This window comes from Paraburkholderia sp. CHISQ3, from assembly GCF_030464945.1.
GTDB classification, from domain to species: domain Bacteria; phylum Pseudomonadota; class Gammaproteobacteria; order Burkholderiales; family Burkholderiaceae; genus Paraburkholderia; species Paraburkholderia megapolitana.
This window is the reverse complement of the sequence record NZ_JALPRG010000002.1, coordinates 697,670-716,186: the sequence shown is the minus strand read 5'-3', so window position 1 is coordinate 716,186 and position 18,517 is coordinate 697,670. Positions and strand designations below refer to the sequence as shown.

The 18,517-nt window shown below is 63.3% G+C and carries 17 protein-coding genes; 9 read left to right on the top strand and 8 right to left on the bottom strand.

Translation table 11 applies throughout. The features are described 5' to 3' along the window. Nucleotides 1–5 precede the first annotated feature (5 nt). Nucleotides 6–1,535, top strand: a complete 1,530-nt coding sequence (locus M0D65_RS06950) for an efflux transporter outer membrane subunit (RefSeq protein ID WP_266251993.1) — start codon at nucleotides 6–8, stop codon at nucleotides 1,533–1,535. 99 nt (nucleotides 1,536–1,634) lie between these two features. On the opposite strand, the gene M0D65_RS06945 is transcribed toward M0D65_RS06950, so the two are convergent. After that, nucleotides 1,635–3,053, bottom strand: a complete 1,419-nt coding sequence (locus M0D65_RS06945) for a nucleobase:cation symporter-2 family protein (protein ID WP_266251992.1) — start codon at nucleotides 3,051–3,053, stop codon at nucleotides 1,635–1,637. 320 nt (nucleotides 3,054–3,373) lie between these two features. Continuing rightward, nucleotides 3,374–3,973, bottom strand: a complete 600-nt coding sequence (locus tag M0D65_RS06940; RefSeq protein ID WP_266251991.1) for a thiamine phosphate synthase — start codon at nucleotides 3,971–3,973, stop codon at nucleotides 3,374–3,376. Between the two features lie 313 nt (nucleotides 3,974–4,286). Between M0D65_RS06940 and M0D65_RS06935 the strand changes: the two genes are divergently transcribed. Next, nucleotides 4,287–5,393, top strand: coding sequence for an S-(hydroxymethyl)glutathione dehydrogenase/class III alcohol dehydrogenase (locus M0D65_RS06935; RefSeq protein ID WP_096717978.1), 1,107 nt, complete (start codon nucleotides 4,287–4,289; stop codon nucleotides 5,391–5,393). A gap of 13 nt (nucleotides 5,394–5,406) precedes the next feature. After that, on the top strand, nucleotides 5,407–6,258 hold the full coding sequence (gene fghA, locus M0D65_RS06930) for an S-formylglutathione hydrolase (protein WP_266251990.1): 852 nt from the start codon (nucleotides 5,407–5,409) through the stop codon (nucleotides 6,256–6,258). Between the two features lie 23 nt (nucleotides 6,259–6,281). Here fghA and M0D65_RS06925 read toward each other — a convergent pair whose 3' ends face one another. The 4 genes from M0D65_RS06925 to M0D65_RS06910 form a co-directional block, all read right to left on the bottom strand. Further along, nucleotides 6,282–7,070 carry a metal ABC transporter permease gene (locus M0D65_RS06925; RefSeq protein WP_266251989.1) on the bottom strand — a complete coding sequence of 263 codons (789 nt, stop codon included), beginning with the start codon at nucleotides 7,068–7,070 and terminating at the stop codon, nucleotides 6,282–6,284. After that, nucleotides 7,063–7,983, bottom strand: coding sequence for an ABC transporter ATP-binding protein (locus M0D65_RS06920; protein ID WP_091011160.1), 921 nt, complete (start codon nucleotides 7,981–7,983; stop codon nucleotides 7,063–7,065). Before M0D65_RS06920 ends, M0D65_RS06925 begins: the two co-directional genes overlap by 8 nt. Continuing rightward, nucleotides 7,980–8,927: a metal ABC transporter solute-binding protein gene (locus M0D65_RS06915; protein WP_266251988.1), complete on the bottom strand. Its 948-nt coding sequence runs from the start codon at nucleotides 8,925–8,927 to the stop codon at nucleotides 7,980–7,982. Before M0D65_RS06915 ends, M0D65_RS06920 begins: the two co-directional genes overlap by 4 nt. Nucleotides 8,928–9,005: 78 nt before the next feature. Further along, on the bottom strand, nucleotides 9,006–9,491 hold the full coding sequence (locus M0D65_RS06910; RefSeq protein WP_266251987.1) for a Fur family transcriptional regulator: 486 nt from the start codon (nucleotides 9,489–9,491) through the stop codon (nucleotides 9,006–9,008). Nucleotides 9,492–9,779: 288 nt separating this feature from the next. On the opposite strand from M0D65_RS06910, the gene M0D65_RS06905 reads away from it, so the two are divergent. From M0D65_RS06905 to M0D65_RS06880, 6 genes are all read left to right on the top strand, one after another. After that, nucleotides 9,780–10,562 (top strand): L-iditol 2-dehydrogenase, encoded by a 783-nt coding sequence (locus tag M0D65_RS06905; protein WP_091011163.1) that lies wholly within the window; start codon nucleotides 9,780–9,782, stop codon nucleotides 10,560–10,562. Between the two features lie 62 nt (nucleotides 10,563–10,624). Further along, nucleotides 10,625–11,947, top strand: coding sequence for a sugar ABC transporter substrate-binding protein (locus M0D65_RS06900; protein ID WP_091011164.1), 1,323 nt, complete (start codon nucleotides 10,625–10,627; stop codon nucleotides 11,945–11,947). Between the two features lie 188 nt (nucleotides 11,948–12,135). Next, nucleotides 12,136–13,047 (top strand): carbohydrate ABC transporter permease, encoded by a 912-nt coding sequence (locus tag M0D65_RS06895; protein ID WP_266251986.1) that lies wholly within the window; start codon nucleotides 12,136–12,138, stop codon nucleotides 13,045–13,047. Then, nucleotides 13,044–13,922, top strand: coding sequence for a carbohydrate ABC transporter permease (locus tag M0D65_RS06890; protein ID WP_091011166.1), 879 nt, complete (start codon nucleotides 13,044–13,046; stop codon nucleotides 13,920–13,922). Before M0D65_RS06895 ends, M0D65_RS06890 begins: the two co-directional genes overlap by 4 nt. Further along, the gene (locus tag M0D65_RS06885; protein WP_266251985.1) at nucleotides 13,922–14,623 is read left to right on the top strand and encodes an HAD family phosphatase; all 702 of its coding nucleotides are present in this window, start codon (nucleotides 13,922–13,924) and stop codon (nucleotides 14,621–14,623) included. The genes M0D65_RS06890 and M0D65_RS06885 overlap by 1 nt, the downstream gene beginning before the upstream one ends. An 84-nt stretch (nucleotides 14,624–14,707) precedes the next feature. Next, a complete protein-coding gene (locus tag M0D65_RS06880) occupies nucleotides 14,708–15,817 on the top strand; it encodes an ABC transporter ATP-binding protein (RefSeq protein ID WP_091011168.1) in 1,110 nt (369 codons plus the stop codon). A gap of 114 nt (nucleotides 15,818–15,931) precedes the next feature. Here M0D65_RS06880 and M0D65_RS06875 read toward each other — a convergent pair whose 3' ends face one another. Together M0D65_RS06875 and xylB are read right to left on the bottom strand one after the other, a co-directional pair. Continuing rightward, entirely contained in the window at nucleotides 15,932–16,879 is a 948-nt protein-coding gene (locus tag M0D65_RS06875; RefSeq protein ID WP_091011169.1) for a sugar-binding transcriptional regulator, read from the bottom strand. 121 nt (nucleotides 16,880–17,000) lie between these two features. After that, nucleotides 17,001–18,482, bottom strand: a complete 1,482-nt coding sequence (xylB, locus tag M0D65_RS06870) for a xylulokinase (RefSeq protein ID WP_266251984.1) — start codon at nucleotides 18,480–18,482, stop codon at nucleotides 17,001–17,003. Nucleotides 18,483–18,517: the final 35 nt, after the last annotated feature.

The following is an 18,517-nucleotide window of genomic DNA, read 5'->3' as shown; positions in this document are numbered from 1 at the left end:
TAGAGATGCAAAAACATTCGTTAATTGTCATGGCGGTCGCGCTGTTTGCCGCCGGCTGCACGATGGCGCCGCATTACCAGCGCCCGGCTGTGCCTGTGTCGGGGAGCTTCCCGACCGGCGGCGTGTACGCGACGCAGCCGGCCGCGGCGGCCGGCGCGACGAGCGCGAACGGTCAGGCGGCGACGGACATCGGCTGGCGCGATTTCTTCGCCGATGCGCGGTTGCAGCGGCTGATCGACATCGCGTTGAAGAACAACCGCGATCTGCGCGTGTCGGTGCTGAACATGCAGGCCGCGCGCGCGCAGTATCAGATCCAGCGCGGTGCGTTGCTCCCGACAATCAGTGCGGTCGGACAGCAGACCAAGTCGCGCACGCCGCTCGATCTATCCGTCGCCAACCAGACCATCCAGAACCAGTACTCGGTCGGTGTGAATGGTTCGTGGGAGCTCGACTTCTTCGGGCGTATCCAGAGCCTGAAGGACCAGGCCCTCGCGCAGTATCTGTCGACGGCGCAGGCGCGCAAGGCGGCGGAGATCGCGCTGGTGGCGCAAGTGGCCGATCAGTATCTGCAGGTGCTCGGTGCCGACGATCTGCTGCAGGTTACGCAGAACACGTTGAAGAGTTCGCAGGAGTCGTACCGCATCGCGAAGGTGCAGTTCGATACCGGCACCGGTTCCGAACTCGATCTGCGGCAGGCGCAGACCGTGGTCGAGCAGGCCGAGGCAAATCAGCAGGCGCAGGCACGTTTGCGCGCGCAAGCTGAAAACGCACTGGTGCTCTTGATCGGCGAGCCGCTGCCGGCCGATCTGGCGGCGGGCTTGCCGCTCAACGATCAGGCGCTGATCACCGATATTCCTGCCGGCTTGCCGTCCGACCTGCTGACGCGGCGCCCGGACATCATGCAGGCCGAAGAGAGTCTGCTGGCTGCCAACGCGAACATCGGAGCGGCACGCGCCGCGTTCTTCCCGAAGATCTCGCTGACGGGCAACTTCGGCACATTGAGCCCGACGCTGGGTGGTCTCTTCAAGGCGGGTAGCGCGGCGTGGCAGTTTGCGCCGCAGATCTCGCTGCCGATCTTCCAGGGCGGTGTGAACAAGGCGAACCTCGACCTCGCCACGGTGCAGAAGAACATCCAGATCGCGCAGTACGAGAAGGCGATCCAGACGGCGTTCCGCGAAGTCGCCGACGGCCTGGCTGCGCGCGGCACCTACGATCAGCAGATCCAGGCGCTCGAGCGCAATACGTTTGCCGAACAGCGTGCACTCGATCTGTCCAACCTGCGCTACACGAACGGTGTGGACAGCTATCTGTCGGTGCTGACCGCGCAGACCAATCTGTACACCGCGCAGCAGTCGCTCGTGAACGCGCGCGTGAACCGTTTGACGAATCTCGTCGATCTGTACAAGGCGCTGGGTGGCGGATGGATCGAACGGGCCGGCGAACAGCCGCGTCCGGCCGATGCGCCGGTCGATTACAGCGCGGAGCGCGCGCCTGCGGCAGCGACTTCGGCAGCGTCGGCGCCGTCAGCCGGGTAAGCACATACAAGCAGTACACGTCGTACGAGCAGGTTCGTACGAAGCAAAAAGCCACGGCACATGTCGTGGCTTTTTTCATTCATCGTCGGGAACGAAGCGTCAGTGAAGATCGGCGGCGCGCAGCATGTCATCTCCTGTAACCGGAGGCTGGCTATTTGCACCGCGCCCATCGAAATCGTGGCCTGCGCGGCGGATATCGCGTTGCGCGGCCCGTTCACCCTTCACACCGTTGAAGATCAGATTCAGCAACACCGCCGACACCGACGCCAGCAGAATCCCGCTATGCAGCAGCGGCGACAGCGCGGGCGGCAGCCGTGCAAAGAAATGCGGCGACACAACCGGCACGAGACCGAGACCGATACTGACCGCGACGATGAAGAGGTTGTGGTGGTTCTTCACGAAGTCGACTTTCGACAACACCTTGATGCCGTTCGCGGCAACCATCCCGAACATCACGATGCCCGCGCCGCCCAGCACGAATGCGGGCACCGACGCGACCACCTGAGCCATCTTCGGGAACAGGCCGAGCAGCACCAGCAGCACGCCGCCCATCGCGCAGACGAAGCGGCTCTTCACACCGGTCACGCCGATCAAGCCGACGTTCTGCGAGAACGACGTATGCGGAAACGAATTGAAGATGCCGCCGATCAGCGTACCGAGCCCATCCACTCGCAGTCCGCGCACGAGCGTCTTCTGGTCTACGGGACGATCCACCATGTCGCCGACCGCGAGAAACATGCCGGTCGATTCGATGAAGGTGACGAACATCACGGTGACCATCGTCGCGATCGATAGCGGATCGAAGTGCGGCATGCCGAAGTGGAACGGCATGACGAAGCCGACCCATGGCGCGCTCGTTATGCCGTCCATGTTGACGCGACCGAGCAGCAGCGCGATCACGAAGCCCGCGACGATGCCGAGCAGCACCGAGATATTGGCGATGAAGCCACGGCCGAACTTGTTGATGAGCAGGATCAGCATCAGCACGACCAGCGACAGACCCAGGTAGACCGGATTGCCGTAGTCGGGATTGCCGACGCCGCCCGCGGCCCAGTTGATGCCGACTTCCATCAACGAGAGTCCGATCACCGAGATCACGACGCCGACCACGACCGGCGGAAAGAATCGCAGCAGCTTGCCGATCGCCGGCGCGAGCACGATACCGACGATGCCGGCGGCGATTGTCGAACCGAAGATGTCGAGTATGCCGAGACTGGGGTTGGTGCCGATCGCGACCATCGGGCCGACCGCGGCGAACGTGCAGCCCATGATCACCGGCAGACGGATGCCGAAGATCCACAATCCAAGCGTCTGGATCAGCGTCGCGATACCGCACGCAAACAGATCGGCGCTGATCAGAAACGCGACCTGATCTTTGGGCAGCTTCAGCGCGCTACCGATGATCAGTGGAACCGCCACCGCGCCCGCGTACATCACGAGCACGTGCTGGATGCCGAGCGTCAACAACTGCCCGGCGGGCAGTCGTTCGTCGCACGGATGAACCTGGGTCGATTGCATCTTGTCTGTCTCCGCCTCTGATTTTTCAGGATGGACTCCAAGGTATGCGGGACGAAAAGGCACAACAAGACCAGTGGGGCCTATTCCGGACTTCGCGGTGCCGATATGCGCATGCCGGTTTTTCGGGCGCACTGGCGCGCACATTTGGCCGGCAGGCGCTGTGAGCCCCGTTCGGCGGTGAGGCACGACGGTGCGCCGCACGGCGCGATGCGCGGGGATATGCGTAAAAGTCTATAAGCAGTATTCCGAGGGACGAATAGTGCTGTTTTGGCACGGCGGCGAAGCTGGCGGGGTTAACCCTCGATCGGGCTTAAATTGCCTTACCCGGCGATGTTCCCCGTTTGCCACAGCGCACGAATCGCCGCGATTCCATGCGCACCCGAGTTGCGGGCATCGACCAAGGTATCGGTGCTCATTCCGCCCAGCGCGAAGACGGGGATCGTCGTCAGTGCGACGAGTTCGCGAAAGCGCGGCCAACCGAGTGGCTCGGCGGTCGTGTGGGTTGCAGTCGGCAAGACCGGCGAAATGGTCAGCAGATCGGCGCCGATCTCGTTCGCATGCTGCACCTGGCGCTCGTCGTGGCACGCCGCTGAAACCAGTGACTGAGAAGGAAGGGGTCTGGCGGTGCACGCCATCAGGCGAGTACTGGTGAGGTGAATGCCGTCGGCTTGCACGGCCAGCACGACATCGACCGGCGCGTTCAACAGCAGGCGCGCATCGTGGCATCGGCAACACGCCAGCGCCAGCCTGGCCAGTTCGGCATACTGTGGCGCTGCGAGCGTTTTGGCCCGTAGTTGTACGAGACGGATGCCCGCTTCCAGCGTGCGCTCCAGATGCGCGACGAAGTCTGCTAACGACTCTCCGGCTAGTGGTTCCGGAGTGACCAGATAAGTCGGTGGCAAACGGGCGGGGTCGGTCATCGACGTTCGGCAATCAGCGTTAGCAAGGCGAGGAGGGTGCAACGGAGTGGCAGGTTACATTACTGCGGCGACTACGATCAACCGACTATGCTTCAGGTATGAAAGCGTGGCCAATCTTTGGTGCCCCTATTGTCGAAAGCCGTCGGAGGTCGATGCGCCATCGCAGCAAGCGTGCCGATGTCGCTTGCAGTTAACGCGATGACGGGCGCGCCAACGCGGCATACACAATTTTTTGCGATCATGACGCGACCCGCAGTCCGGCCGGCGCAGCGCGCAAGCGGATTTCGAATCAACAGATACAGGAGCATTCACGATGAAGACAAAAGCAGCTATCGCATGGAAGGCCGGCGCACCGTTGACGATCGAGGAAGTCGATCTCGAAGGGCCGCGCGCGGGCGAGGTGCTGATCGAGGTGAAGGCAACCGGCATCTGTCACACCGATTACTACACGCTCTCGGGCGCGGACCCAGAAGGTATCTTCCCGGCAATCCTCGGTCATGAAGGCGCTGGCATCGTGGTCGACGTCGGTGCGGGCGTCGGTACGCTGAAGAAGGGCGATCACGTGATCCCGCTTTACACACCCGAATGTCGCCAGTGCAAGTTCTGCCTGTCGCGCAAAACGAACCTGTGTCAGGCGATCCGCTCGACGCAAGGTCGCGGCCTGATGCCAGATGCGAGCTCGCGTTTCTCGCTCGACGGCAAACCGCTGTTTCACTACATGGGGACCTCGACGTTCTCGAACTACATCGTCGTGCCGGAGATCGCCGTTGCGAAGGTGCGCGAGGACGCGCCGTTCGACAAGATCTGCTACATCGGCTGCGGCGTGACGACTGGTGTTGGGGCTGTCGTGTATTCGGCGAAGGTCGAAGCGGGCGCGAACGTTGTCGTGTTCGGGCTCGGCGGGATCGGGCTCAATGTGATTCAGGGCGCGAAGATGGTGGGAGCGGACAAGATCATCGGTGTCGATCTGAACCCGGGGCGTATCGAACTCGCGAAGAAATTCGGCATGACGCATTTCATCAACCCGAACGAAGTCGAGAACGTCGTCGATCACATCGTGCAGCTCACCGACGGCGGCGCCGACTACTCGTTCGAATGTATCGGCAACACGAAGGTGATGCGCCAGGCGCTCGAATGCACGCATAAGGGCTGGGGACAGTCGTTCATCATCGGCGTGGCGGCGGCGGGCGAGGAAATCAGCACGCGGCCGTTCCAGCTTGTTACCGGGCGTCAATGGAAAGGTTCGGCGTTCGGCGGCGCGCGCGGGCGTACCGATGTGCCGAAGATCGTCGACTGGTATATGGAAGGCAAGATCAACATCGATGACCTGATCACGCACCGTCTACCGCTCGAGCGTATCAACGAGGGTTTCGATCTGATGAAGAAGGGCGAATCGATCCGCTCGGTCGTGCTGTACTAAGGAGCGCACCGCCATGCTCGAGACTCTCGCTTCGCATGCGTGCCACGGTGGCGTGCAGCGCTTCTTTCGCCACGAGTCGCAGACCATCGGCCTGCCGATGCGTTTCGCGGCCTATCTGCCGCCACAAGCTGCGCATGGGCGCGTGCCGGCGCTCTTCTATCTGGCCGGTCTGACCTGCACGGAAGAAACCTTTCCGATCAAGGCCGGCGCGCAGCGCTTTGCCGCGCAGCATGGCATCGCGCTGATTTCTCCCGATACGAGCCCGCGCGGCGCCGGTGTGCCGGGGGAAAGCGATGCATGGGATTTCGGTGTCGGTGCGGGCTTCTATGTCGATGCGACACGCGAGCCGTGGTCGAAGCATTACCGGATGTACTCGTACGTGCGCGACGAGTTGCGCGAGACGGTGCTGGCGAATTTACCTGTCGATGGAACGCGGCTCGGGATCTTCGGGCATTCGATGGGCGGTCACGGTGCGCTGATGCTGGCGCTGCGTAACCCGGAGATCTATCGCTCGGTGTCGGCGTTTGCACCGATCGCGGCGCCATCGCGTTGCCCGTGGGGCGAGAAGGCGTTCGACGGCTATCTCGGCGATGATCGCGAAGCATGGAAACAGTACGACGCGAGCGAACTGGTGGCGCATGCGTCGCAGCGCTTCGCGCAAGGCATCCTGATCGATCAGGGGCTCGCGGACCAGTTTCTCGCGGAGCAGCTTAATCCCGACGTGTTCGAGGCGGCGTGCCGTGACGCCGGGCAGCCGTTGACGTTACGTCGTCACGACGGCTACGACCATGGCTATTACTTCATCTCGACGTTTATCGAAGATCACCTCGCGCATCACGCGAGCGTATTGCTTGCAGGAGCGTGAGCGTCGCGTCGCGGGCTGCTACGCTACGTTCCGCGTCGTCCAAGCAAACTTGCGCCGTAGAACAACGCGGCGAGCGCGGTGATCCAGAAGCTCGTCGGCCAGTCGGTGTAGTAGGCGAGTGTCAGGCCGAGCCACGCCTGCGCGAGCGCAAGCAACGCGGCGACCGCGAGACCGGCGGACAACCGCGTCGTGAGGTTCTGCGCGGCAGCGGCTGGCCCAACCATCAGCGTGAACACCAGCAACACACCGACGATCTGCGTGCATGCAGCGACCGCGATCGCGGTGATCGCGAGAAACAGCATCGACATCAGACGCAGCGACACGCCCTTGGCTTCCGCGAGTTCCGGTTGCAGCGAGGCGAACAGCAACGGCCGCATGATCGCTGCGAGTGCGATCAGGCTCACGATAGCGAGCCCCGCGAGGATCGCGAGTGTCGACGCGTTGACGCCGAGCACGTTACCGAACAGCAGCGCGGTGACCTGCGTGGCGTAGGCCGTGAAGAAGTGCAGGAACAGCAGACCGAAACCGAGCGACAGCGACAGGATCACGCCGATCGCCACGTCGCGGCCCGCGAGTCGTTCACCAAGCGCGCCCATGCCGATGCCGGCGGCGAGTGTAAAGCCAACCATCCCCCAGATCGGTGAAATACCGATCAGCACGGCGCCGGTCGCGCCGGTGAAGCCGACGTGCGACAGCGCGTGACCGGCGAACGTTTGCCCGCGCATCACCAGAAAATAGCCAACAATACCAGCCAGCACCGCGACGATCCCCGACGCCGCGAATGCGTTGATCATGAAATCGTATTCAAACATCGTGCGTGTGTCCGTCGCGTGGCGCGTGAGGGTGAGCGTGACCGTGTGCGCCGTGCGTATGCGCAGCGCCGCCACCGCCGTGATCGTGACCGTCTTCTTCGTGAGCGTGATCGTGCTTCTCGACTTCGACGTCGCCCGACATCACGAAGATGCGGCCGTTCACACGCATCACGTCGATCGTCGAACCGTAGAGCCGCGACAGCACCGGTTTCGTGATGACTTCATCGACGGTACCGAGCGCCGCTACACCGCTGCCTAGGTACAGCACGCGATCGAGCGCATGCAGCAGCGGATTGAGTTCGTGTGCGGAGAACAGCACCGCGATGCCGAGCTCCTGCTGTACGCGCCGCACCAGTTCGACCACACCCTTTTGATGGTGCGGGTCGAGGCTGATCAGCGGTTCGTCGAGCAGCAGCAGTTGCGGGTTGCCTAACAGGCACTGTGCAAGCAGCAGACGTTGCCGCTCGCCGCCCGACAGTTCGGAGAGCGGCCGCGCAGCCAGCGTGCGGCCATCGACCAGGTCCAGCACGCGCTCGACATCGGCGCGGGTTTTCGCATCGGCGTGTGGCAGACCCCAACGATGACCATCGGCGGCCATCGCGACGAAATCGCGGCCGCGCACGCGGCGGCCCGCGAGTGCACTGCGTGTCTGCGGCATGTAGCCGATCGACGGATTGCCGCGCTCGACCGGCCGGCCGAGCACGCGGATCGCGCCGCTTGCTGCCGGCACGAGGCCGAGCACCGCACGCATCAAGGTGGTCTTGCCCGCACCGTTCGGTCCAAGCACGCCGATGAACTCGCCCTGATTCACAGTGAAACTCGTGTCGGCCAGAATCGTGCGACCGCCGAGTTCGAGCGTGACGCCTTCAAGCGCGAGGACGGGTGCGGACGGCGTGCGGCCTGGGTCGATCATTGAGTCTTTCCTTTACCTGCGCCGCCTGCAGAGCCCGTGTCTCCCGCGGCAAGCGCTTTGTCGAGCGCGTCGAGCTGCGCCAGCATCCATTGCTGGAACGTGTGGCCGGCCGGCTCGGTCTCGGTGACGCTAACGGTCGGAACGTGCGATTGCTGGGCCAGTTTCAACATGCGTTTGGTCAGGGCTTCGGTTGCCTGGCTGTTATAGATCAGAACGCGGACGCGCTTTTCGCGCAGGTCGCGCTCGAATGCCGCGATATCCGATGCGCTCGCTTCGGTGTCGTTCATCGCGGCCAGCTGGAAGCGCTGGTTGCGCATATCGAGGCCGATCGCGTCCGACATATAGCCGAATACCGGCTCCGTCGCCGTGACCGGCAGCCCGGTGTAACGGGCGCGCAACGCGGCGACCTTGTCGGTGATCGGCTTCAGCGAATCGAGAAACTTCGCGAGGTTCGCATCGTACGCCGCTTTGTGCGCCGGGTCAGCAGACGCGAGCGCCGCGCTCACGGCGCGGGCGACGGCGGGCATCGTCGCCGGGTCGTACCACAGGTGCGGATTATCGCCGCTCTTCTTGCCGACCAGATCGGCGGCGACGATCGTCGTGCGCTTTGCGTTCTTCGATGCGTTCAGGAGCTTCGCCATCCACGGATCGTAATCGGCGCCGTTATAGACGACAAGGCTCGCCTGCTGCAATTCGCGCGCGGTTTTCGGGCTCGCTTCGAACAGGTGCGGGTCCTGATCCGGATTGCTCAGGATGCTGCTCACGTCGACACGATCGCCGCCCAGTTGATGCACGACGTCGCCGTAGAAATTCTCCGCGGCTACGACGCGGATCTTTGCGTCCTGGGCGAACGCGGCATGGGCAAACGCAAACGCAGCGGCGCCGGTCGCCAGATACTTTGACAGGCCCAGCGCGCGGCTCCATTTCGAATTGAGGTTCTTCATTGGTCTTTCCTGGTTCGTGTTGCGAAAGGGTGGAGTAAGGGTTGCGACAAGCGAGGCCGCGCGCGGAGTGCGACAACGCTACGAAGCGGCACGTTCATCGCCCGGCGACCGCTGTGCCTGACAGGCCGAGCACAGGCCACTCAGCTCGACAACCTGGTGATGCACTTCGAAGCCATTGGCCGGTGCGCTGTGCGAAAGCTGTTCGGCGAGCTCGTGGCCGGGAATCTCGACGGTTTCGCCGCACGCTTCGCAGATCAGAAACTGTCCCTGATGCGGCTGGTCGATTTCGCAGCAGGCGAAGAAGGCATTCTTCGATTCGATCCGGTGGACGAAACCATGCGCGACGAGAAAGTCGAGCGCGCGGTAAACCGTAGTGGGCGGCACGCGGCCGCGTTGCGGCGCGAGCGCGTCGAGCAGATCGTATGCGCCAACCGGTCGCTCGCTGGCGGCGACCAGCGCATAGACCTGGCGTCGCAGCGGAGTGAGTGCAAGACCGTGCTTAGCTGCCACGGCATCGGCCTTGGCGAGCTGGGCGGCGAGTCGGTCTGCGAGAGGGGCGGCCATGTCATGCATTCCAGAAATCGGTCGAATCGACGCGAGACGCGAATGATATAACGTATCGTGAATCGAGGGTGACTGGCCGCGCAACAATACCCCACGCCACTTTTCTTCCGCAGCGACTCGCTGACGCGCTGCACCATCGAAATCTTGCCGCGCGTCTTGACACGATCCGACGCGTATCCGATCATTCGACCACATTTAGAGCAATTGTTCGCGCAACGAGCGTTCGCTCACTTCTTCGCAGAAGGATGAAGGTGGGCCGAAGTAAGCGGACGAAACTGGAGACAGGCGGTGGCGGCACGACTGCAAGACAAGGTGGCGATCCTGACCGGCGCAGCGAGCGGTATTGGCGAAGCGGTCGCGCAGCGCTATCTCGACGAAGGTGCGCGCTGCGTACTGGTTGATCTGAAGCCGGCCGATGCGTTCGGACAGCGCTTGCAGGATTCCTGCGGCGATCGCGTGCTGACACTTTCCGCGGACGTCACGCGCCGCGACGATATCGAGCGCATCGTCGCCGGTGCGATCAAGCGGTTTGGGCAGATCGACATACTGTTCAACAATGCGGCGATGTTCGACATGCGGCCGTTACTCGACGAGTCCTGGGACATCTTCGACACGCTGTTCGCCGTCAATGTGAAGGGCATGTTCTTCCTGATGCAGGCGGTGGCGCGGCAGATGGTCGAGCAGGGACACGGCGGCAAGATCGTCAATATGTCGTCGCAGGCTGGCCGGCGCGGCGAAGCGCTTGTCTCGCACTACTGTGCAACCAAGGCCGCGGTTCTCAGCTATACGCAATCGGCGGCGCTGGCACTCGCGCCGCATCGGATTAACGTCAACGGCATTGCGCCAGGCGTCGTCGATACGCCGATGTGGGATCAGGTCGATGCGCTCTTTGCGCGCTATGAAAACCGCCAGCCCGGCGAGAAGAAGCGGCTGGTCGGCGAAGCGGTACCGCTCGGTCGCATGGGCGTACCCGACGACCTCACCGGCGCCGCGCTGTTTCTCGCTTCCGCCGATGCCGATTACATCACTGCACAGACATTGAACGTCGACGGCGGCAACTGGATGAGCTGAATTTCCCCGCACCACACCACGCAGCAACGCAGCCAGTTACTAAACGATAAAGGAGACACGCAATGCAACGAACTCACCGATTTGCGCTCAAGGCGATTACCGCCGGCGCACTGGCGTGCGCGGCACTGGGCGCATCGGCCGCGACCGTGACGATCGCGATGTTGAACAACCCCGACATGATCGAGCTGAAAAAGCTTTCGCCGGCCTTCGAGAAAGCCAACCCCGACATCAAGCTGAACTGGGTGATCCTCGAAGAGAACGTGCTGCGCCAACGCGCAACAACCGACATCACCACCAACAGCGGCCAGTTCGACGTCGTGATGATCGGTGCATACGAAACGCCACAGTGGGGCAAGCGCGGCTGGCTGTCGCCGCTCACCGGCTTGCCCGCCGATTACGATCTGAACGACGTTGTGAAGACCGCACGCGACGGCCTGTCGGTGAACGGTCAGTTGTATGGGCTGCCGTTCTACGTCGAAAGCTCGATGACCTACTACCGCAAGGATCTGTTCGCGGCGAAGGGCCTGAAGATGCCCGATCAGCCCACCTATGACCAGATCGCGCAGTTCGCCGACAAGCTCACCGACAAGGCCAACGGCACCTACGGCATCTGCCTGCGCGGCAAGGCCGGTTGGGGTGAAAACATGGCCTATGTGACGACGGTGGTGAACACGTTTGGCGGCCGCTGGTTCGATGAAAAGTGGCAGGCGCAGCTCACGACGCCGGAGTGGAAGAAGGCGGTCGGTTTCTACGTCGATCTGCTGAAGAAGAACGGCCCCCCGGGAGCGAGTTCGAACGGCTTTAACGAAAACCTGACGCTGATGTCGTCGGGCAAGTGCGCGATGTGGATCGACGCGACGGTGGCCGCGGGTATGCTGTACAACAAGCAGCAGTCGCAGGTTGCGGACAAGATTGGTTTTGCCGCTGCACCGACGGCTGTCACGCCGAACGGTTCGCACTGGCTGTGGACGTGGGCGCTCGCGATTCCGAAGTCGTCGAAGGCACAGGACGCAGCGAAGAAGTTCATCACGTGGGCAACGTCGAAGCAGTACGTCGAGATGGTCGGCAAGGACGAAGGCTGGGCGTCGGTGCCATCGGGTACGCGTCTGTCCACCTACGCGCGCCCGGAATACAAGCAGGCTGCACCGTTCTCCGATTTCGTGCTGAAGGCAATCGAAACGGCTGATCCGGAGCATCCGACTGCAAAACCGGTTCCGTACACCGGCGTGCAGTTCGTCGGTATTCCGGAGTTCCAGTCGTTCGGCACGGTGGTTGGCCAGAGCATCGCTGGCGCGCTCGCTGGTCAGATGACAGTCGATCAGGCGCTCGAAGCAGGCAATGCGACCGCGAACCGCGCGGTCCGTCAGGCCGGCTATCAGAAGTAACGCAGGAGTAAAGCGCGAAGCAACGCCGCCCCGCACGACCTCGCGGTAGCGTAAGTCCCCTGGCTGGCGTGAGCCAGCCAGGGTCTGGTCAGCGTCATGGCCAGGCAGCACAGCGGGCCGACGTCTGCCGCCGGCTCGCGCATTACCAAAAGGTGGTCACGATCATGCGTCATCTACACCTTCCTCTCATGCAAGTCCGCCCCAAAACCGAACCTGAACGCACGTCGCAAAAGGCGTCTTCCGCCCGCTGGCTGGTCACGCCGTCCGTCGCAGCGCTGGTGCTGTGGATGGCGATTCCGCTCGCGATGACGATCTGGTATTCGTTCACGCGCTATAACCTGCTGAACCCCGACGAGAAAGGTTTTGCCGGTCTCGACAACTACCATTACCTCGCCACCGATCCCTCGTTCATTCCGTCGATCGTGCACACGCTCGAACTGATCGTCGCGGTGCTCGTCATCACGGTAGTGGGTGGCATCCTGATGTCGGTGCTGTTCGATCGCAAGTTCTACGGTCAGGGCATCGCACGGCTGCTGGCTATCGCGCCGTTCTTCGTGATGCCGACGGTGAGCGCGCTGATCTGGAAGAACATGATCCTGCATCCTGTGTACGGCCTCGTCGCCGACGGCATGCGTGCGCTCGGGCTGACGCCGATCGACTGGTTCGCCACGTATCCGCTCACCGCGGTGATCATCATCGTCGCGTGGCAGTGGCTGCCGTTCGCGTTCCTGATCCTGTTCACGGCAATCCAGTCGCTTGACCAGGAACAGAAGGAAGCGGCGCGCATCGACGGCGCGGGTCCGTTCGCGATGTTCTTCTTCATCACGCTGCCGCACTTGAAGCGCGCGATCGCCGTGGTCGTGATGATGGAAACAATTTTCCTGCTGTCGATCTTCGCCGAGATCTACACGACGACAGGCGGCGGTCCAGGCACCGCGACGACCAACCTGTCGTACCTGATCTACTCGCTCGGGTTGCAGCAGTTCGACGTGGGCCTCGCGTCCGCGGGCGGGATACTGGCTGTGGTGCTGGCAAACGTCGTGTCGTTCTTCCTCGTGCGCATGCTGTCGAAGAACCTGAAAGGGGAGTACGAAAAATGAGCCAGCTTGCCGCTACTCCAGCATCGACCACGTCGACGCCGTCAAAGCCGCGTTCCGCTTCACCGTTCGCGATCGTACGGCGCAGCATCCCTGGCATCCTTGCGTGGCTGATCTCGTTGTTGCTGTTCTTCCCGATCTTCTGGATGACGATCACGGCGTTCAAGACCGAGCAACAGGCGTACTCGTCGTCGCTGTTCTTCACCCCGACGCTCGACAGCTTCCGCGAGGTGTTTGCACGCAGCAACTACTTCTCGTTCGCGTGGAATTCGGTGCTGATCTCGGTCGGCGTCACGCTTCTGTGCCTGATTCTCGCCGTACCGGCCGCGTATGCGATGGCGTTCTTTCCGACCCGGCGCACGCAGAAGGTTCTGCTGTGGATGCTGTCCACGAAGATGATGCCGTCGGTCGGCGTGCTGGTGCCGATCTATCTGCTGTGGAAGAACGCGGGCCTGCTCGACACGGTGTGGGGGCTCGTAATCGTCTACACGCTGATCAATCTGCCGATCGCCGTCTGGATGGCCTTCACGTACTTCAATGAAATCCCGAAGGACATTCTCGAAGCGGGTCGTATCGACGGTGCCGCGACGTGGCAGGAGATCGTCTATCTGCTGATGCCGATGGCGTTGCCCGGTCTTGCATCGACCGGACTGCTGCTCGTCATCCTGTCGTGGAACGAAGCATTCTGGAGCATCAACCTGTCGAGTTCGAATGCAGCACCGCTCACGGTCTTCATCGCTTCGTATTCGAGCCCTGAGGGATTGTTCTGGGCGAAGCTGTCGGCGGCATCGCTGCTGGCGGTCGCACCGATCCTGATCGTCGGCTGGTTGTCGCAGAAGCAACTGGTGCGCGGTCTCACGTTCGGGGCGGTCAAATAATGAGCCACGTCGTGACAGCGTCGAGCCTCGCGTTGATTTGCGATTGCGACGGCGTGCTGGTCGACAGCGAAGCGGTTGCCGCGGCGATGCTGGTGCGCGAGCTCGAAGCGCGCTGGCCCGATGCCGACGTCGAACCGGTGCTGCTGCCGATGCTCGGCTTGCGCATCGAACGCGTACTCGAAGGCACGGCGGCGCAACTCGGCAAGACGCTCGCCGCCGCCGACGTCGAAGCGATTCGCAGCGCGGTGGAAGCAGCGGCGATGCAGGCACCGACGGTAGCGGGCATCGAAGAAGCGCTGTCGCAGATCGACCTGACGAAAGCCTGCGCGAGCAACAGCTACCGGTCGTATGTCGAGAACGTGCTGGCACGCACCGGTCTTGCGCGGTTCTTCGGCGAGCGTGTGTTTTGCGCCGACACGGTCGCGCAGCCGAAGCCCGCTCCCGACGTTTATCTCGCGGCGGCACGCGGCCTCGGCACGACACCGGAGAACTGTCTCGCAGTCGAGGACAGCGTTACCGGCACGACGGCGGCAAGCGCGGCGGGCATGACGGTCCTCGGGTTTATCGGTGGCGGGCACGCGAGTGCGGCGCAGATCGACGCATTGCGTGCTGCGGGCGCGCAGCACGTATTCGACGACATGCAGCTCTTGCCGGCGCTTACGGCAAGCTGGGTGCAGCGCGTGACCGTCGGTTCGCATTGAAATGGATAGTACTGGCAACACAGTTCTACATGTGACCCGGGCCGGCGCTCAAGCGCTAACCCGGGTCGACAACGGAGACACATCATGGCAAGCCTGACTCTGCGCGGTATCAGCAAGCGCTACGACGACAACGAAGTGATGCGCGACATCAATCTCGACATCGCGGACGGCGAGTTCGTCGTCTTCGTCGGTCCTAGCGGCTGCGGGAAATCGACGCTGATGCGGATGATCGCCGGCCTCGAAGATATCAGCGGCGGCGACCTGAACATCGACGGAACGCGTATGAACGACGTGCCGCCCGCGAAGCGCGGCATCGCGATGGTGTTCCAGTCGTATGCGCTTTATCCGCACATGACGCTGTACGACAACATGGCGTTCGGCCTGAAGCTAGCGGGTACGAAGAAGCCCGAGATCGATGCGGCCGTACGCAACGCCGCGAAGATTCTGCACATCGACCATCTGCTCGACCGCAAGCCGAAGCAACTGTCGGGCGGGCAGCGTCAGCGCGTGGCGATCGGCCGCGCTATTACGCGCAAGCCGAAGGTGTTTCTGTTCGACGAGCCGTTGTCGAATCTCGATGCGGCGCTGCGCGTGAAGATGCGTCTCGAGTTCGCGCGTCTGCACGACGAATTGAAGACGACGATGATCTACGTGACGCACGACCAGGTCGAAGCGATGACGCTGGCCGACAAGATCGTCGTGCTGTCGGCGGGGAATGTCGAGCAGGTCGGTAGTCCGACGCGGCTTTATCATGCGCCGGCCAACCGCTTTGTCGCGGGCTTTATCGGTTCGCCGAAGATGAATTTCATGGAAGGCGTGGTGCAGTCGGTGTCGCACGACGGCGTCGTGGTGCGCTACGAAACCGGCGAGACGCAGCGTGTCGCCGTCGTGCCCGGCAACGCGAAGGAAGGCGACAAGGTGACGGTTGGTATCCGGCCCGAGCATCTACATGTCGGCGAAGCGGAATACGGTGTGTCGGCGCGCACGATGGCGATCGAATCGCTCGGTGACGCCGCTTACCTGTACTCGGAATGCGGCGTGGCGCCGGACGGTCTCATTGCGCGGATCCCACCGCTCGACCGGCACACGAGAGGCGAGATGCAGAAGCTGGGCGCCACGCCTCAGCATTGCCATCTGTTCGACAGTGCGGGCATCGCGTTCGAACGGAAGATCGTCGAGGTGCTTGCGGCCTGAGCGACCGAGGCGCGTCACTCCACGAAAAACGCCGCACGCAGGGTTGCCCTGTGTGCGGCGTTTTTTTTCGTTTACGGCGCCGGCATTACCGCACTGTCGCCGTCATCGTCACTGTCATGCCTCAAGCGCCGCGCGCGCACATAGCTCATCGGTGACGAGACCCGACAGCCAGCCACCCTTCAGCGTAGCAATCACCGCATGCCGTTTGCGCGTGCCACCGGCGATGCCGATAGTCGGCCGCTTAGGCGGCGAATCGAGGCGGATGCTGGTCACGCGCCGGCCAGTCGGCGATTCGATGCGCGCACCGTTGGCGTCGATCGGCAGGCCGAGCATTTCGGCGATCGCGCCGAGCCGCATCAGTTCGCGCACTTCGTCGACGGTCAGAAAGCCGTCTTCATAGAGCGGGCAGTTCGGTCCGATGTCGCCGATGCCGACGAACGCCACATCCGCTTCCGCCGACAGCGACTGCACGATCCGGTAGAGCCGGTGGTTGCACCACTGCGCGCGTTCGGCTTCGTTGTCGGCGATCAGCGGTGCGGGCAGCAGAAAATGCTTGCCGCCGGTCTTCTCCGAGATGTGCAACGCGACGTCATAGCGGTTCGACGAGCCGTCCTGAGCGATCGCACCGACCATCGATACGAGCCGGTGCTGCGGCCGCTCCAGCTGCGTGATCTGATCGACGGCGGCTTTCAGGGTCCGGCCGCTGCTCAAGGCGATGACCATCGGTCGCTCTTCGGTGAGGTAGCGCTCCATCACCTGCGCGCCGGCTACGGCGAGCTTGCGATCGACTTCCTCATGGGTGTCGCCGTCGATCGGCACGATCTCGCACATCGCGAGCCCGTAGCGCTTCGACAACTGGTCGGCGAGCGTGAGGCAGTCGGCGATCTGGTGATCGACGCGTACACGGATCAGGTTCTTCTCGACCGCGAACGCGACGAGTCGTTGTGCAACGGGGCGTGACACCTGGAGCTTTTCGGCAATCTCGTTCTGCGTGTTGCCGGCGACGTAATAGAGCCACGCCGCGCGGGTTGCAAGATCGAGTTTTTCGCTGGACTTGGGCACGATGGATTCCGTCTGTCTTGCGCGTGCTGTGCGCCTGGGATGGCAGCCGGCGTGCTTCGTGCCGGCTGTGCGTGTCGCAATGCGGGACCACCGCGGAGCATATGCGGCCCGCGGGAAACTGCTACGCGAGCCGTTCGCGCGATGGGTCGAAAAGCGGCCGCACGTGCCGGTACAGCGCGCGGAAGCCGTCGAGCCGCTCACGCAGCGTCGCATGCCGTTGCATGTCGGGCGTGAACTCGCTTTCGACCGGTGGCTTGGTCAGCACTTCGGCGGGGTTACCACCCGCTGCGAGCCAGCCGAGCCGTGCCGCCCCGAGCGCGGCACCGGTTTCACCGCCGCCGTGCTTGCGGGTATGCGTGCCGAGTGCATCGGCGAGCAGTTGCGCCCAGTAATCGCTGCGAGCACCGCCACCGAGCAGCGAGAGCGCGTTCACCTCGGTGCCCGCTGCGCGCAGTGCATCGAGACCTTCGGTCAGTGCGAGCGTGACACCTTCGATAACCGCGTAGCCGAGCAGCGCGCGGTCGGTTGCGTGCGTCATGCCGAAGAACACGCCTTGCGCGTAGGGGTCGTTATGCGGTGTACGTTCGCCCGACAGATACGGCAGGAACAGCGGAGCGGTGGTCAGCGCGTCCGGTGCGAGCGCAGCGATTTCGCCGAGCAGCGTGGGTTCGTCGGTGGACGTGAGCTTGCAGACCCAGCGCAGGCAACTCGCTGCCGACAACACGACGCTCATCTGTTGCCAGCGATCCGGAATGGCGTGGCAGTACGCGTGCACCGCAGAGGCCGGATTGGGCAGGAACCGGTCGCCGACCACGCACAGCACACCTGATGTGCCGAGCGAGACAAAGCCATCGCCGGGCTGGGTGGCGCCGATGCCGACTGCGCTCGTCGCGTTGTCGCCCCCACCGGCCGCGACCACGACGCCCGCGGGCAGGCCCAGTTCGCGCGCGAGCTCGGCGCGCAGCGTGCCCGACGGCGCGCTGCCTTCGGCCAGCGCCGGCATCTGCGAGCGGCGCATGTCGCAGGCCGCGAGCAGCTCGTCGGACCAGTCGCGCTTCGCGACATCGAGCCACATCGTGCCCGCGGCATCGGATGGATCGGATACCTTGCCACCCGTCAGCATCAGCCGCAGATAGTCCTTCGGCAGCAGCACGCAGGTCGTGCGCCGGAAGATCTCCGGTTCGTGCCGTGCGACCCATAGCAGCTTCGGTGCGGTGAAGCCGGGCATCGCGAGATTGCCGGCGATGCGATGCAGGTCCGGTGCGCGCGCCGTGAGCTGCGCGCATTCGTCGACGCTGCGCATGTCGTTCCACAGGATGGCCGGGCGCAATACGCGGTCTTCGGCATCGAGCAGTACCGCGCCGTGCATCTGGCCGGACAGGCCGATGCCGCGCACCTGGGCGAACTCGTCGGGATAGCGCTCGTGCAACGCGGACAGCGCGGTGCGCGTGCCGCTCCACCAGTCGGCGGGATTCTGTTCGGACCAGCGCTGATGTGGCCGTGAGACTGTGAACGGAGAACCGGCGGTGCCGATCACCTTGCCGTCGGACGCGAGCAGCAGAACTTTTACTTCGGACGTGCCGAGGTCGATGCCGAGATACATGGGCGCGGAAGGATCATCGTTGGGGACGCACTACT